Genomic DNA, 16,071 nt, shown 5'->3' with positions numbered 1-16,071 from the left:
CATCGTGACTGTGATAAGACCGCCGCCGTAACGGTTCATGACGGGGCAGGTCGATGTCGAAGCAAGCCATGCGCGAGGAGGCCGAGCGCCTGATCCGCGAGACGATGGAAAAGAAGGCTCTCGTCGTCAAGCAGGGCAACACCAGGATCGAGGCGGTCTGCGGTAAATGCGGCGCGCCGAACCGCGTTCAGGCGGAAAAGGGCGCTACCCGCGTCAAATACGTCTGCAAGCAATGCGGCGACAAGCAGGTAACGCTTTAGGAGTCCGGTTTGTAGGGTGGGCAAAGGAGCGTAGCGACGTGCCCACCATTTAATGCCGCGCTCGCAATGGTGGGCACGCTTCGCTTTGCCCACCCTACGAACTATGAGCCCTTCACAAACTTCGCGAACGCATCCGCATAATCCGGATGCCAGCGCGACAACGCGGGACGATTTTCCACAATGTCGCCGGCAGCCCACAGCATGCGGCGCTCGTCGAGCTGCCGCGGCACGTCATTGTCCGGGCAGAGGATGTAGAAATCGCCGGCATCGATGCGCGCGATCATGAAGTCGACGGTCTGCTCGGCCGTCCAGGCGCCGGGCGGCTTCTCGGTGCGGCCGCGCGCGGTCAGCGCGGTGAAGACGTGACCGGGGATCATGAGATGCGCAGTGATCCTGCAACCCGGTATGTTGCGCAATTCGTGCTGCAGCGCTTCCGTCTGCGCCTTCACGCCGGCCTTCGAGACGTTGTAGGCGGGATTGCCGGGCGGCGTCGTGATGCCCTGTTTGGAGCCGGTGTTGATGATCAGGCCGGGGCGGGCGCGTTCGATCATGCGGGGTGCAAAAGCCTGCGTGCCGTGAATGATGCCCCACAGGTTCACCGCGAGAATGCGCTGCCAGTTCTCCAGCGGACCAAAACTGTTGCTGTCCGGGCCGATGCCGGCATTGTTCATCAGGATATCGGTGCCGCCGAACCGCTTTTGCACCGCGGTCTCCAGACCCGCGACATCGTCGAAGCGGCTGACGTCGACCGTTGCCGTCATGATATCGGCCGCGCCGGCCTTCGCGACGGATGCGAGCCTTGCGCCGGCTTCAGCAAGCCGCTCGGTGCCGATGTCGGCGATGCAGACTTTCATGCCGATGGCGGCGAAATGTGTGGCGGCGGCGAGGCCGATGCCGGACGCGCCGCCGGTGATCACGGCAACATTGTTCGGCGACATGGCGGGATGGGGCATGTAAGTTTCCTGGACTGCTTGGGGAGGGCGACCTCAGCGCGTCCAGTTATCGCATACTTTCTGCGTGTTATCAGCCCGTGCGTTTCTTCGGCCGGCCGATATCGGATCGCAAAGCCTGCAATTCCTTGCGCGCCGCGGTTGTGGCGGTGCGCTCGATCTTGCGGTAGCGCGCGACCAGCGAGCGGCCGAACGGCGTCAGTACCGCGCCGCCGCCGTTCTTGCCGCCGGTCTGCCGCTCCACGGCGGCCTGACGGCAGATGCGGTTGATCTCGTCGACCAGATCCCACGCCCGCTTGTAGGACATTTCCATGGCGCGCCCGGCGGCGGAAATCGAACCGCTTCGATGGATCGTTTCGAGCAACTCGATCTTGCCGGGACCGATACGCCCCCCTGCGTCGATATCGATGCGGACGCTGAGCGAAGGGTGGGGCTTGCCGGTCGTTTTTTGCATGGAAGATGTGCTCACTCGCTTCGAGGCTACACGTTGCGTCCCAAACCTTTTACGAACAAGCTGAAGCGGTTACATATCCGTATCAACACGGGGTTCTGGAATAGACATGAATTATCCATCGCTGTTTTCGCCGCTCAAGGTCGGTCCCTATCAACTCCAGCATCGCCTCGCGTTGGCGCCGTTGACGCGGATGCGGGCAGCAAAACCTTCGCTCGCGCCGCGGCCGCTGAACGCGGAATATTACGCCCAGCGCGCGACGCCGGGCGGGTTGCTGATCGCCGAAGCCTCGCCGGTGACGGAAACGGGTTTTGGCAGCCCCGGCGTGCCCGGCATCTACACCGAGCAGCAGATCGCGGGCTGGCGCGAGGTGGTCGATGCCGTTCACGCCAAGGGCGGGATCATCTTCCTGCAACTCTGGCATGTCGGACGCGTCTCGCATTCCTCGTTCCAGCCGGGCGGCGCATTGCCGGTCGCGCCGTCGGCGGTGCCGATCGCCGATCTGAAGACCGGGACGGCAGATGGCAAGGCGGTGCCTTACGAGACGCCGCGCGCGCTCGAGACATCGGAGATTCCCGGCGTGATCGACGCCTATCGGCAGGCCGCGAAGAACGCGCTTGCCGCCGGCTTCGACGGCGTCGAGATTCACGGCGCCAATGGCTATCTGATCGAGCAGTTCCTGCAGTCTCACACCAATCTACGAACCGACCAGTATGGCGGCTCGATTTCGAACCGCGTGCGCTTCCTGATGGAAGTGACCAAAGCCGTGGTCGAGGTTTGGGGCGCGGATCGCGTCGGCGTGCGGCTGTCGCCCCACGGTGTCGCCAATGGTAGCGGGGAGCCGGACCCGATGCCGCTCTATACCCACGCGGTCGAGCAGCTCAACCCGCTTGGCCTCGCCTATCTGCATTTCATCGAGCCGCGCTCCTCCGGCGCCGGCCGCGCTGAGGTCAATCATCAGAACGTGCCGTCGGCGATGGTGCTGTTCCGGCCGATCTGGAAAGGCGTGCTGATCACCGCCGGCGGCTTCACCGGTGAGACCGCGGATGCCGCGATCCGGGATGGCCATGCCGACGCTGTCGCGTTCGGCCGCATCTTCATTTCCAATCCGGATTTGCCCCGTCGCCTGCAGCGCGGCTTCCCGCTGACGCCCTACAACCGCGCGACGTTCTACGGCGGCGACGTGGCGGGTTATACGGATTATCCGGAGCACAACGAACTGGAGCAGGCGTAAAATAGATCGTAGCCCGGATGGAGCGAAGCGAAATCCGGGACCCTTCGCGAGCGGATATTGTTATCCCGGATTTCGCTTCGCTCCATCCGGGCTACAAGGCCACCGTCATTGCGAGCGAAGCGAAGCAATCCATCCCGTCTCACGGAAAAAGAATGGATTGCTTCGTCGCTTCGCTCCTCGCAATGACAATGGAGATATAACGGCAAAGATCGTAGCCCGGATGAGCGCAGCGACATCCGGGGCCGGTATCACCAGCGTTCCCGGATGTCGCTGCGCTCATCCGGGCTACAAGGGCTCGCCATGTTTCCGGAAGAAGAATCGGAAAAGAAAAAGACCAAGGCCGTATCACTCGGCAAGCCTGCCGCCGGCCAATGCCTGTGCGGCCAAGTCGCCTTCGAGATCGACGTGCCGGCGCGCTGGGCCTGGCACGATCATTCGCCGTCGAGCCGCCGCGCGCACGGCGCGGCGTATGCGACCTATGTCGGAAGCTGGCGCAAACGCTTCCGCATCACCAAGGGCAAGACCAGCCTCACGCGCTATGAGGACAAGGCGACCAAAACCGCACGAAGTTTCTGCGCGAGTTGCGGCACGCCGATTGTCTATGAGCGCCCGCGCTCGCCGCATATGGTCAACATCCCCCGTGCGCTGTTTTCGGGTCGCACCGGGCGGCAGCCGCTCTATCACATCGCGATCGAGGAATTGCAGGAATGGACCTACACCGGCGAACCGCTGGTGCCGCTGAAGGGATATCCGGGCGTGGTCTGGCAGCGCTCGAAAAAGAAGAAGCGCGCGGATCGCGAAGGGATGGTGTAGAGCAGGATGAGATTAGGATGGGCCGTGACGACGGCCCACCTTGTGCTCCGGGCGCAAGCGGCCTAAGTGCTGCGAGCTGGGGCCCATTCTACTTTGCATGGGGTTGTTTTCGCGATTCTGTTTCTGGGCCCTGCACCGCTCCGGGACACGGGAGTGCACGCGCAGAGCAGCCATGACCTCGCTCCATTGCGCGCGTCGTTGAAGTTTGGTCATCTGTCTCCATCCCGCGGGTTAACGAACCGGCGGGCAGGAGGAGACATGAAGAATAAAATCACCGGCCGCTCCGCATTCCTTGCACTGCTGAAGGACGAAGGCGTCACGCATCTGTTCGGCAATCCCGGCACCACCGAACTGCCGATCATGCATGCGCTGAAGGACCATCCCGACCTCACCTATGTGATGGCGATGCAGGAAAGCCTCGTCGTCGCCATGGCCGACGGTTTCAGCCGTGCCTCGGGCAAGCTCGTCGCCTGCAACGTCCATGTCGCGCCCGGCCTCGGCAACGCGATGGGCTCGCTCTACAACGCAAGCTTCACCGGCACGCCCTTGATCCTGACGGCCGGCCAGCAGGAGCAAGGCCACGGCCTGACGGAGCCGGTGCTGTACGGCCCGCTGGTGCAGATGGCGGAGCCGCTGGTGAAATGGGCCGTCGAGGTGACGCGGCTGGAAGATCTGCCGCGCATCGTGCGCCGTGCCGCCAAGATCGCGACCACGCCGCCGACCGGGCCGGTGTTCATCTCGCTCCCGGGCGACATCCTCAATGCCGAGGCCGGTATCGAACTCGGCCGGTCGACCCGGGTCGATACGCGCGTCAAACCGTCGGACGAATCGCTGCAGGCGCTGACCGCGCGCATCCTCAAGGCCGAGCGCCCCGTGATCATCGTCGGCGACGAGATCGTCAAGAGCGACGCCTTGCAGGAGGCCGCTCAACTCGCGGAAACGCTGGGCTGTCCGGCGTATCAGTCGTCGACGCCCTATGGCGCGCATTTCCTGTCCGAAAGCCCGTGCTTCATGGGCGCGCTGGCGCGCATCCAGAAGATCGCCCGCGAGACGCTCGCGCCTTATGACCTCATCATCGCGCTCGGCGGCGATCCCCTGCGGATGTCGGTCTACAGTGAGACCGATCCGCTGCCGGACGGGCTGTCGATCGTGCAGGTCGGCCTGGTCGATCACGACCTCGCCAGGAATTACGGCGTCGACATCGCGCTCAAGGCCGATGTGAAGGAAACTTTGCGCGCGCTGGTGCCGGCACTGAAGACCGCGGGCGGCGGTGCGCTTCAGGCGCGGGCCGACCGGGGATTGGACGCGCTGGCGTCTAAGAACTGGACGGCCAGGCGCAGGCCGCTGGTCGAACAGATTTCAAAAGCGGGCAAAACCTCGCCGATCGATCCGGACTGGCTGGCGCTGCAGGTCGTCGAGGCGATGCCTGATAACGCGATCCTGGTCGACGAGGGACTGACGTCATCGCGGCAGATCATCGCGCTGCGCCCGCATCGCGATCGCTACGGCTATCACGCGCTGGCCTCCGGCGGCATCGGCTGGGGATTGCCGGCGTCCGTCGGCGTCAGCCTCGCCAATCCACAGCGGCCCGTCGTGTGCTATTCCGGCGACGGCAGTTCGATGTATTCGATCCAGTCGCTGTGGACGGCCGCCAACCACAAGCTGCCGTTGACCTTCGTGATCGTCAACAATGGCGGCTATCGCATCATCAAGCAGCGGCTGCTCGCCTTCCACGGCGACGATCACTATGTCGGCATGGATTTCATCGATCCGCCGGTGGATTTTACGGGCATGGCGAAATCGCTCGGACTTGAGGCGACACGGGTCACTGATCCCTCGCAGTTGAAGTCCGTATTGTCATCCGCCTTCAGCCGCCCCGGCGCGAAGCTGATCGAGGTGGTGGTGAGCAATTCGGTGAACTGAGCGCGGTCCACCGTCATTGCGAGCGCAGCGAAGCAATCCATCTCACAGCGTGGGGATAGATGGATCGCTTCGTCGCTTTCGCTCCTCGCAATGACGTGCAGTGAGCCTCGAAATCCATAAGCGAGAACCAACGCATGATCATCACCGCTGTCCGCGCGCACGTTCTCGAGGCCCGGCTTTCGCAGCCCTTTGCCTATTCCCGGGCCTGGTACGACACCCGCACCGCCATGGTGGTCGAGATCGAAACCGATGCGGGCCTGATCGGCTGGGGCGAATGCTACGGGCCGGCGCGGATGACCGCGGCCGTCGTCCAAAGCGTTGCTACGTGGCTGATCGGCGAGGATCCGCTGCGGACGGATTATCTGTGGCAGATGATCTATGCGCGGCTCCGCGATCACGGGCAGAAGGGCGTCGTGATCGAAGGCCTGAGCGGCATCGACATCGCGCTCTGGGACATCAAGGGAAAGCATTTTGGCGTCCCGGCGCACCGGCTGCTGGGCGGTCCGCTTCGCGCCGAGGTGCAGGCCTACGCCACGGGTCTTTACCGGCGCAAATCAGGCGATCCGCTTCGCTATCTCGCTGAGGAGGCGGCAGGCTACGTCGCCGAAGGTTTCAGGGCCGTGAAGCTGAAGGTCGGCTTCGGCGTGGAAGAAGACGCCGCGGTGACGCGCGCCGTGCGCGAAGCGATCGGCCCCGACGTCGCACTCATGGTCGATGCCAATCACGCCTACGATGCCGTGGCCGCGATCCGGCTCGGCCGGATGATCGAGCCATATGACATCGGATGGTTCGAGGAGCCGGTGCCGCCGGAGGATGTGGCAGGCTATCGCGCGGTGAAGGCAGCGCTATCGATCCCGGTCGCCGGCGGCGAATGCGAGTTCACGCGGTTCGGTTTCCGCGATCTGCTGGTATCGCGGGCGATCGACATCATCCAGCCAGACACTTGCGCGGCGGGCGGTCTGTCCGAATGCAAGAAGATCGCCGACATGGCCGAGGCGTTCGGCGTCCGCTACAATCCGCATGTCTGGGGCACCGGCATCGCGATCGCTGCATCCCTCCAGCTATTGGCCGTTCTGCCGGCCCACACGCCGGTATCGCTCGCGCCGATCCAGCCGATGCTGGAGTTCGATCGGACCGAACACCCCATTCGTCAATCGCTTCTGGTTCAGCCGATCGAACACAGCGGCGGCATCGTTCGCGTGCCCGACGGCCCCGGCCTCGGCATCGAGGTCGATCGCGACGCGCTGGCGCGTTTTACGGTTCGATGATGTAGGGTGGGCAAAGCGAAGCGTGCCCACCATTCAGAATAGCGATGTGGACAGGTGGTGGGCACGGCGCGTTGCGCCTTTGCCCACCCTACAAACTACGGCTCCATCCGTCATTGCGAGCGAAGCGAAGCAATCCATCGAGCCGTACGGAAGGTGGATTGCTTCGTCGCTTCGCTCCTCGCAATGACGATCTATTCTGCCGCTCTTGCCGCTGCATGCGGCCGGTACCGTGCCGCCGGATGCGCTTCCGTCAACCGCGCGCGCCCGGCACCGAACAGCTTCTCCCGCAGCGTCCCGTTCGCGTACTCGCTCTTGTACCGCCCACGCTTCGTCAGCTCCGGCACCAGCATATCGGCAATGTCCTCGAAATCGCCGGGCGAGGTGGCGAACGCGACGTTGAGGCCGTCGACGTCGGTCTGCTCGAACCATGCCTCGATATCATCGGCGACCTTCTCGGGCGTGCCAACCACGACGGGGCCGGCGCCGCCGATGCCGACATGCTCGACGACCTCGCGCACGGTCCAGACCCGATCCGGATCGGCACGGGTGACGTTGTCGAGCGCGGTGCGGCCGGCGTCGTTCTGGATGTGGCGCACCTGCTGGTCGAGGTCGTAGCCCGAGAAATCGATACCCATCCAGCCCGACATCAGCGCCAGTGCGCCCTCGGGCGCGATGTGGCGGCGATAGTCGGCATATTTCGCTTTCGCCTCCGCTTCAGTGCGGCCGAGAATGATCGTCATCATCGAGAACATCAGGATCTCGGCCGGATTGCGCCCGATTTCCTTCGCCAGCGCGCGGATCGCCGCCACGCGCGGCCCGATGATCTTGGCCGACGGGCCCGACATGAACACGCATTCTGCGTGCTGAGCAGCGAACTGCCGTCCGCGCGGCGAGGTGCCGGCCTGATACAGCACCGGCGTCCGCTGCGGCGACGGCTCGCTCAGATGAATGGCATTGAGCCGGTAGTTATTTCCCTCATGTTCAATGCGATGCACCTTGGAAGGATCGGCAAAAATGCCGCGCGCGCGGTCGCGCAGCACGGCGTCGTCTTCCCAGCTTCCTTCCCAGAGCTTGTAGACCAGCTCCATATATTCATCCGCGATCTCGTAGCGGTCGTCATGCGCGGTCTGCTTGTCCTTGCCGGCACCGCGGGCCGCGCTGTCGAGATAGCCGGTCACCACGTTCCAGCCGATCCGGCCTTCGGTCAGATGATCCAGCGTCGACATTCTCCGCGCAAACGGATAGGGCGGCTCGAAGGAGAGATTGCTGGTGACGCCGAAACCGAGATTTTGCGTCACCGCCGCCATCGCCGGGATCAGCATCAGCGGCTCGTTGGCCGGCGTCTGCGCGGCGTTGCGCAGCGCGGCGTTAGGGCTATCGCCAAACACGTCGTAGACGCCGAGCACGTCGGCGAGAAACAGCCCGTCGAACCGGCCGCGCTCCAGCGTCTTCGCCAGGTCGAGCCAATAGGGCAGGCGGTTGTAGCCGAGGGTGCGGTCGCGCGGATGGGTCCAGAGCCCCGGCGATTGATGCGCCACGCAGTTCATGGCGAAGGCGTTGAGCCGGATTTGTTTTGTCATGACGCGAACCTCGGTGCGTGCAGGGTTCCCTGCGCGTTCGCCCGGTTAATCGCCGGGCTGTTGCCTGAAATTGTTGCATCCTCGCTGGTTTTAGCAAGGCCCATTCGGCTCGTCGTGCCACTTCCAGCGGGCGGCTTATCCCGATAGGTTGCGCTCCACAAAATTGGCGAACAAGGAAAAGAAATATGGCTGATAGAGCCGACGCGATTGCGCGGGTACGTGAGCATCTGAATTCCGGCGCGTTTCTCGCCGAGCTCGGCCGCAGGGTCGGTTATCGGACCGAAAGCCAGAACCCCGGCAGCGGCGAGGCGTTGCGCGCCTATCTCGTCGATGATCTCCAGCCCGCCTTCGCCGCGCTCGACTTCTCCACCCGCCTGATCGAATCTCCGACCGGCAAGGGCCCGTATCTGCTGGCGGATTATCGCGAGGATGCCTCGCTGCCGACCGTGCTCACCTATGGCCATGGCGACGTCGTCGATGGCATGGCAGGCGAATGGCGCGACAATCTCGATCCCTGGAAAACCACGACCAAAGGCGAGCGCGTCTATGGCCGCGGCACCGCCGACAACAAGGGCCAGCACAGCATCAATCTCGCGGCATTGCGTGCCGTGCGCGAGACCCGCGGCGGCAAGCTCGGCTTCAACGTCAAATTCATCATCGAGACCGGCGAGGAGATCGGCTCGCCCGATCTGCGGCAGGTGTGCGAAGCCCATCGCGAGGAGCTGAAGGCCGATCTGTTCCTGGCGTCGGACGGGCCAAGGCTTTCAGCCGATCGGCCGACCATTTTCCTAGGATGCCGCGGCGGCAACCGTATCCATCTCGATGTCAATCTGCGCGAGGGTGGGAACCATTCCGGCAATTGGGGCGGCGTCCTCGCCAACCCTGCGACGATCCTTTGCAACGCTATCGCCAGCCTTGTCGACGGCAAGGGGCGGATGAAGCTCGACGCGCTCAAGCCGCCGCGGATTTCGAATGCCGTGCGCGCGGCGCTCGCGGACGTGAAGATTGAGCCGACCGCGGACGAGCCGGCGCTGGCGCCCGATTGGGGCGAGGAGGGTTTGTCGCCTGCCGAGCGCCTGTTTGCCTGGAACACGCTGGAAGTGCTGGCGATGTCGTCAGGCAGCATCGAGAAGCCGGCCAACGCGATTCCCGGACGCGCCAATGCCGTGCTGCAGCTTCGCTTCGTCGTCGGGACCAGATATGAAGAGGTCGTCGACGCCGTGCGCACGCATTTGCATGCCAACGGCTTTTCGATGGTGGAGGTCAGCGGCGCGCAGCGCTTCGCCGCCTCGCGCACCGACGTCGACAGTCCCTGGGTGAACTGGACGGCAGACTCGATCCTGAAGACCACCGGCAAGGCACCCGCGATCCTGCCGAATTTCGGCGGCTCGCTGCCCAACGACGTGTTCGCCGAAGGGCTGGGGCTGCCGACGATCTGGGTGCCGCATTCCTATCCCGGCTGCTCGCAGCACGCGCCGGACGAACACATCCTTCTGCCGGTGACGGAAGAGGCCCTCGCCATCATGGCGGGGATCTTCTGGGACCTTGGCGAGAAGAGGCGGGCGTTCTAACTGCGGCTCACACCCCTTCATCCAGCGCGACCATCTCGCGCTTCTTGCGCAGCGCGGGCAGCAGCGGCGCGACCAGCAGCACTAGAGCGAACAACAGGCAGGCGGCCGAGATCGGCCGCTGCACGAAGGTCATGAGATCGCCCTGCGACAGGATCAGCGATTTGCGCAGATTGTTCTCCAGCATCGGTCCCAGCACGAAGGCCAGCACCAGCGGCGCAGGCTCATAGCCGAGCTTGCGCATGAAATAGCCGATAATGCCGAATGCAATCATCACATAGACGTCGAACACATTGTTGCTGGAGCAATAGACGCCGATGATGGTGAACAGGATGATCAGCGGGAACAGGATGTTGTAGGGCAATTTCAGCAACTGCACCCACATCCCGATCATCGGCAGGTTCAGCACCAGCAGCATCAGATTGCCGATATACATGCTGGCGACGATGCCCCAGAACAGGCCGGGGTTCTGCGTGATCATCAGCGGGCCGGGCTGCAGGCCGTGAATGACGAAGGCCCCGAGCAACAGCGCCATCACCACGTTCGGCGGAATGCCTAATGTCATCAGCGGAATGAAGGCGCCGCCGGCCGCGGCGTTGTTGGCGGCTTCGGGACCTGCAACACCCTCGATGGCGCCCTGGCCGAACCGCTCCGGCGTTTTGGATAATCGCTTCTCCAGCGCATAGGACGCGAACGACGAGATCACCGCGCCGCCGCCGGGCAGGATGCCGAGGAAAAATCCAAGGACCGTTCCGCGCGACATCGGGCCGGCGCTGGCTTTCCAGTCCGCCCTGCTTGGAAACAGGTGCGTGATCTTCGTGTTGATGATGTCGCGCTTGATGACCTGCTCGGTGTTGAACAGGACTTCGGCGATTCCGAACAGGCCCATGACCACGGGGACGAGGCCGATGCCGTCGATCAGTTCCAGACGGCCGAAGGTCAGGCGCGGTTGCGCGGTGATGCTGTCGAGCCCGATCGCGCCGAGCACGACGCCGATGCAGGCCATCAGCAACGCCTTCGCCATCGAGCCCTGCGTCAGGAAGGTGAGGACCACGAGGCCGAGTACCATCAGGCTGAAATATTCGGCCGGACCGAAAGCGATCGCGACGCTGGCGAGCTTGGGCGCCACCAGCATCAGCGCGATCAGCGCGAAGGTGCCGGCGAAGAACGAGCCGAATGCGGAGATGCCGAGCGCAGGTCCCGCGCGGCCTTTTTTGGCCATCTGGTGGCCATCGATACAGGTGACGACGGAAGCGGCCTCGCCGGGAATGTTGACCAGGATCGAGGTGGTCGAGCCGCCATACATCGAGCCGTAATAGATGCCGGCCATCATGATGATGCCGGATTCCGGCGTCCCGGACAGCGTGATCGGCAGCAGCAGCGACATCGCCGAGATCGGGCCGATGCCCGGCAGCACACCGACCAGCGTGCCGATGAACACGCCGATGAAGCAGTAGATCAGGTTGACGGGTTGAAGGGCGACGCCGAAGCCATGGGCGACATTGATGAGTGTGTCCATGGTGCGATCAGCCGATTTCGAAGATGCCCGAAGGCAATTGAATCAGGAGCAGGCGTTTGAGGACCCACCACATGCCGAGCGGAACCAGCACTGCAATCGGAACGGCCAGCGGCCAGCGCACCGGATCGACCACGCGCAACAGCAGCAACATCAGCGGAATGGAGGACAGCAGAAAGCCGAGCGGGTTAAGTGCGAAGGAAAAGGCGATGAGGCAGACGATCACCAGCAGCGGCTTGGTCCAGCGCGTGTTCACCCAACGCGAGCCAAAGGTCGGCCCGCCCTCGGTCAATGCGGCTGTCATGATCGAGGCGGCGAACAGGCACATCAGGATGCCGGTATAGAACAGCACGAATCCGGAGCCGGGATCGTTGATGGTGCCGAGCTTGAGCTTGAGCCCGGACCAGACCACAAAGCCGCCGAGCGCGAGCCCGATCAGCCCGCCCCACAGCTCGGAATTGTTGAGGCGGAATTTGACGTCGGATTGATCACTCATGGACTCTCTTCCAGCCGTTCCCCGGACGCTGCGCAGCACGAAGTGATGCGCTGCAGAGCCGGGGTCGATGTGTTTGCGGGCGTAGTGATGCGGACGCAGTGGGTCCCGGTTCTGCGAAGCAGCGCTTGCGCGCTGCATCGCGCCCGGGACACGGCGGGTTCAGTTCGTCTTCTTTGCCAGACCGAGCTTGTCGACCACCTTGCGCTCTGACTCGGTAACCTCGACGACGAACTTCTTGTAGTCCTCGGTGCTCTTGTAACTGGGCACCATGTCGAACTTGGCCAGCGTCGCGATCACAGCCGGATCATCCAGCGCCTTCTTGAAGGCGTCATGCAGCTTGGCGACGATCTTCGGGTCCATGTTCTTCGGTCCGGCGATGCCGAACGGCGAGTCATAGACCATGGGATAGCCGAGTTCCTTCAGCGTCGGCACGTCGGGGTAATTCGGCGAGCGCGCCGAGGTCCACACCATCAATAGCCGCAGCTTGCCGGCGTCGACCAGCGGCCGCCAGCCGGTCGAGTCCGCCTGCAGCATGGTGTGCTGTCCGAGCACCGCGGCATTGGTTTCCGCGCCGCCCTTGAACGGCACCTGCGTCAGCTTGATGCCGGCCATGCTGGCGATCTGCTCCATACCGATATGCAGCGACGTGCCGGCGCCCGGCGTCGCATAGGTCACCTTGCCGGGGTTCTGCTTGGCGTAGTCGACGACGTCCTTCCAGGTCTTGAACGGCGACTCGGCGCTGGTGGTGACGCCGAACGTATAGCCGGTGAGGTGGACGATATAGGTGAAGTCCTTGTCCGGATTCCAGGAGACTTCCTGCATCAAGGGCAGGCGGAACACAGTGATCGGGATCTGCGCGATGGTGTAGCCGTCGGACTTGGCGCCTGCCACCATGGTGGCAGGGCCGACGGTGCCGCTGCCGCCGGCCTTGTTGTCGATGGCGATCGGCTGTCCGAGCACCTTGGACGCGCTTTCGGCGATCGCGCGCATCGAGATGTCGGTCGAGCCACCTGCGGGCCATGGAACGATCAGCGTGATCGGCTTGGTGGGATATTCCTGCGCGCCGGCGGCTGCTGAAATCAGCATACCGACGGCAGCAATGGCGAACGTCAAGCGGCGAACTCTGGACATATCAAACTCTCCCCTGCGACCTCTTTTATGGCGAGGCGCGCTTATCTTCTTTTTCTGGGCTCGATCTTCCCCGAAATCGCCTAAGAAGAAAAGCGGCGAACTCACCGCGGCCGGCCGCAATCGGCTGGAAATGCGACGTGCGACAATTGGTCTGCCGGGCCTCCCGAGATGCGGAATTTATGCCGCGCGCCGCAGGGCAAACACGCTCGCTTCGTTGGCCTCCGGCTTGCGGTCGATCATATCCGCCGTCAGCCGGGCACTGCCGCAGGCGAGAGTCCAGCCGAGCATGCCGTGGCCTGAGTTGATGAACAGCCCGTCGAGCGGCGACCAGCCGATGATCGGCCGGCTGTCCGGCGTTGTGGGACGAAGCCCGCACCAGGGCTCGATGTCGCCGGCAGTGTTCATGCCGAGCAGCTCCGCCGAAGCGCGGCGCAGGATCTCGACGCGGCTGGTGTCGATCGTCGTGTTGTTGCTTTCGAGATCGGCGATGCCGGCAACCCTGATTGCCGTGTGTCCATCAAGCGCGAGCGGGGCGAACACCAGCTTGCGTTCCATATCCGTTACGCTGTGCCTGATCACGTGCGCACCGGGAGCCGGTGTCAGGGTGATGCTGTAACCCTTGAGCGGATAGATCGGCAGATAGAATCCGCAGGCTCTGGCAAATGCGCTCGATGCCGTTCCCATACACAGGACGAAGCGGTCCGCCTGGACATGTCCGTTTCCGGTGTCGATGGCGACCAGGCGGCCGCCGGATCGTACCGGCCCGATGACTTCCGTGCCGAGGATCCATTCGACATTGCGTTGCCGTCTCAGGCGGAGCGTAAGCCCCGCGCAGAACGCCGCGCAATCTCCGATCTGTTCGGAGGCCGTGAAGATGCCGCCTGCGAGTTCGCTGGCGTCAAGCCTGAGCGCAGGCTCCAGCGCCAGGCATTCCGCCGGCGTCAATACCTGCTGGCCGTCCTCGCCGGGCTTCGCGGTGATCATGCGGCGCGCCGTGTCGAATTCCCTCCTGCTGCGGAACACCACAAGCTTGCCGGCGGTGCGCAATCCGAACGAGAGCATCAGGCTTTGGGAAAGCCGCGCCAGCTCGCTCCGGCTCAAGGCGGCGAGTGCGAGCTGCGCTGCAATGGTCTCGCGCACCGCTGCCGGCCGGCAGGCGAGCAGGAATCGCGCGCCCCAGGAGATCAGGGCTGGATCAAGGCCGGCGCGGATACGCATCGGCGAATCCGGCGACAGCAGCAGCGATGGCAGCTTCAGCAGGGTTGCCGGCGATGCCAGCGGCGCCACGAACGCGTAAGAGAGCTGGCCGCCATTCGCGGCGCTGGCGCCCTTCGCGGTGGAAGCATGCCGGTCGACAATGACGACGTCGTGGCCGGCTTCGGCAAGGCACCATGCGGTCGTCAGTCCGATGACGCCGGCGCCCAGTACACAGATTTTCATCTCTAGGTCTCGCTTTAAATGACCGCCCGATCGGAACGCGAGAACCGATCGGGCGTGGGGTTGTCGCGCGCCAGGTTAAGGCCCCCCGGACGCCGCCATTGATGCCAAGTCTGCATGATGCAAAATTTGCATAACCTGCCCGCGACGTGGCAGGCTGATGAAGGTGTGACCTCATGGGTGAGCGCCGACCGGCTTAGATGACTGGGCGAGGAATCATCGGGATTGTCGGGCTGATGACGGCGAGGGGTGGTGATGCAAAGCTTGCATTGGCCAGCCTGCCGGCCGATCCGCTAGGTTTCCCGGCATGGGGCTTCACGTTCCGTATCGAGAACCAACGCCGGCTGGCGTTCGCGGCCTTGTGCGGCCCCGGGGCGGGCTTTGCGGCCGCGCGGCGGCCACGGCCTGCATCAAAGCGGGGAGCGTGATGGAGCTTCGCTGGCTTCAGGATTTTCTGATGGTGGCCGAGACCGGCAATTTTACCCGCGCCGCCGAGAAACGAAATACGTCTCAGGCGGCGTTCAGCCGACGGATCAAATCGCTCGAGGCCTGGCTTGGTTTCGACCTGATCGACCGCAGCGTCTACCCGACGCAGCTCACGCCGCAAGGCGAGCGTTTTCGTGAACATGCCGGCGAATTGCTGCGGCAGATGCTCGACAGCCGCGGCGAGCTCGGCGGCAAGCCGGTTAGCCGGAACGAACATATCCGCATCGCCTTGCCGTTCGCGATGGCCACCGCACGGCTGCCGCAATGGTGGCAGGCCTGGTCACAGGAGCGGCGGTTGAGCTGTTCGGTGGTCGTGGGCAACATCCACGATCTCGTCACCTCGCTGGTGTCAGACAATGTGGACCTGATGATCTGCTACCATCACGCGCAGCAGCCGATCCATCTCGATCCGGATCTCTACGAACGTGTGACGCTCGGCACAGAATTCCTGCGGCCCTATGCCAGCGAAGCGCTGGTGGCGAAGGGAGGCGCGTCGCTGCCTGGACGGGCGTCGCATCCGGTGCCGCTTCTGATGTATTCGCCCGGCGTCTATTTCGCCCGGCTGGTCGATCTCATCCTGGAGAATGCCCCCATTTCCGGGGTACGGGTCATTGAAAGCGATATGTCCGATGTGCTTTGCGGGATGGCGCTCGGCGGCCGGGGCATTGCCTGGTTGACCGAGGGCACCGTGGCGGCTTATGGCCGGAAGCGGCTGACCCCGATCGGCGGTGACAAATGGGCGTTGCCTTTGTCTTTAGTCGCATTCAGGGGCCGAATGCATGATGGTCAACGGGCGCTAAATCTGTTTTGGTCCGAATTGTGCAGGTATGGTGCCGGGCAGACCGGGGCGGTCAGGAAAAGATAAGTTGGAGACCCCGCCGGCGAAACTGCCTGGCAAGTTACTTCGTAAGCTACGTGGCAAGTTGTCAGCTACTGGCAAGTTGTCGAGTTCGGGTGG

General features: G+C 63.7%; 14 protein-coding genes. 7 read left to right on the top strand and 7 right to left on the bottom strand.

What is annotated here, in order from left to right; all coding sequences use genetic code 11:
* Nucleotides 1-53: 53 nt before the first annotated feature.
* Entirely contained in the window at nt 54-260 is a 207-nt protein-coding gene (locus tag KIP88_RS11365; protein ID WP_108519872.1) for a hypothetical protein, read from the top strand.
* A gap of 101 nt (nt 261-361) precedes the next feature.
* Here KIP88_RS11365 and KIP88_RS11360 read toward each other — a convergent pair whose 3' ends face one another.
* Nucleotides 362-1,213 carry an SDR family NAD(P)-dependent oxidoreductase gene (locus KIP88_RS11360; RefSeq protein ID WP_214487952.1) on the bottom strand — a complete coding sequence of 284 codons (852 nt, stop codon included), beginning with the start codon at nt 1,211-1,213 and terminating at the stop codon, nt 362-364.
* A gap of 70 nt (nt 1,214-1,283) precedes the next feature.
* The gene (locus KIP88_RS11355) at nt 1,284-1,664 is read right to left on the bottom strand and encodes a winged helix-turn-helix domain-containing protein (RefSeq protein ID WP_214487951.1); all 381 of its coding nucleotides are present in this window, start codon (nt 1,662-1,664) and stop codon (nt 1,284-1,286) included.
* Between the two features lie 106 nt (nt 1,665-1,770).
* Between KIP88_RS11355 and KIP88_RS11350 the strand changes: the two genes are divergently transcribed.
* From KIP88_RS11350 to KIP88_RS11335, 4 genes are all read left to right on the top strand, one after another.
* Nucleotides 1,771-2,895, top strand: a complete 1,125-nt coding sequence (locus tag KIP88_RS11350; RefSeq protein ID WP_214487950.1) for an alkene reductase — start codon at nt 1,771-1,773, stop codon at nt 2,893-2,895.
* Nucleotides 2,896-3,195: 300 nt separating this feature from the next.
* The gene (locus tag KIP88_RS11345; RefSeq protein ID WP_249790724.1) at nt 3,196-3,708 is read left to right on the top strand and encodes a GFA family protein; all 513 of its coding nucleotides are present in this window, start codon (nt 3,196-3,198) and stop codon (nt 3,706-3,708) included.
* 258 nt (nt 3,709-3,966) lie between these two features.
* Nucleotides 3,967-5,631: a thiamine pyrophosphate-binding protein gene (locus tag KIP88_RS11340; protein WP_214487949.1), complete on the top strand. Its 1,665-nt coding sequence runs from the start codon at nt 3,967-3,969 to the stop codon at nt 5,629-5,631.
* A gap of 134 nt (nt 5,632-5,765) precedes the next feature.
* Nucleotides 5,766-6,899, top strand: a complete 1,134-nt coding sequence (locus KIP88_RS11335; RefSeq protein ID WP_214487948.1) for a mandelate racemase/muconate lactonizing enzyme family protein — start codon at nt 5,766-5,768, stop codon at nt 6,897-6,899.
* A 191-nt stretch (nt 6,900-7,090) separates the two neighbouring features.
* Here the strand turns inward: KIP88_RS11335 and KIP88_RS11330 are convergent, their stop codons facing one another.
* Nucleotides 7,091-8,479, bottom strand: a complete 1,389-nt coding sequence (locus KIP88_RS11330; RefSeq protein WP_214487947.1) for an LLM class flavin-dependent oxidoreductase — start codon at nt 8,477-8,479, stop codon at nt 7,091-7,093.
* Between the two features lie 185 nt (nt 8,480-8,664).
* Here KIP88_RS11330 and KIP88_RS11325 point away from each other — a divergent pair, with 185 nt between their 5' ends.
* The gene (locus KIP88_RS11325; RefSeq protein ID WP_214487946.1) at nt 8,665-10,050 is read left to right on the top strand and encodes a M20 family metallopeptidase; all 1,386 of its coding nucleotides are present in this window, start codon (nt 8,665-8,667) and stop codon (nt 10,048-10,050) included.
* A gap of 7 nt (nt 10,051-10,057) precedes the next feature.
* On the opposite strand, the gene KIP88_RS11320 is transcribed toward KIP88_RS11325, so the two are convergent.
* The 4 genes from KIP88_RS11320 to KIP88_RS11305 form a co-directional block, all read right to left on the bottom strand.
* Nucleotides 10,058-11,566, bottom strand: coding sequence for a tripartite tricarboxylate transporter permease (locus tag KIP88_RS11320; RefSeq protein ID WP_214487945.1), 1,509 nt, complete (start codon nt 11,564-11,566; stop codon nt 10,058-10,060).
* 7 nt (nt 11,567-11,573) lie between these two features.
* Entirely contained in the window at nt 11,574-12,059 is a 486-nt protein-coding gene (locus KIP88_RS11315) for a tripartite tricarboxylate transporter TctB family protein (RefSeq protein ID WP_214487944.1), read from the bottom strand.
* A gap of 159 nt (nt 12,060-12,218) precedes the next feature.
* On the bottom strand, nt 12,219-13,190 hold the full coding sequence (locus tag KIP88_RS11310; RefSeq protein ID WP_214487943.1) for a tripartite tricarboxylate transporter substrate binding protein: 972 nt from the start codon (nt 13,188-13,190) through the stop codon (nt 12,219-12,221).
* Nucleotides 13,191-13,367: 177 nt separating this feature from the next.
* Nucleotides 13,368-14,630 carry an FAD-dependent oxidoreductase gene (locus tag KIP88_RS11305; protein WP_214487942.1) on the bottom strand — a complete coding sequence of 421 codons (1,263 nt, stop codon included), beginning with the start codon at nt 14,628-14,630 and terminating at the stop codon, nt 13,368-13,370.
* A gap of 424 nt (nt 14,631-15,054) precedes the next feature.
* On the opposite strand from KIP88_RS11305, the gene KIP88_RS11300 reads away from it, so the two are divergent.
* Nucleotides 15,055-15,978, top strand: a complete 924-nt coding sequence (locus KIP88_RS11300; RefSeq protein ID WP_214487941.1) for a LysR family transcriptional regulator — start codon at nt 15,055-15,057, stop codon at nt 15,976-15,978.
* Nucleotides 15,979-16,071 lie beyond the last annotated feature (93 nt).

Source organism: Bradyrhizobium sp. SRL28 (genome assembly GCF_018596315.1).
Classification (GTDB): domain Bacteria; phylum Pseudomonadota; class Alphaproteobacteria; order Rhizobiales; family Xanthobacteraceae; genus Bradyrhizobium.
The sequence above is the reverse complement of the archived record's forward strand: the minus strand, read 5'-3'. Positions and strand labels throughout refer to the sequence as shown.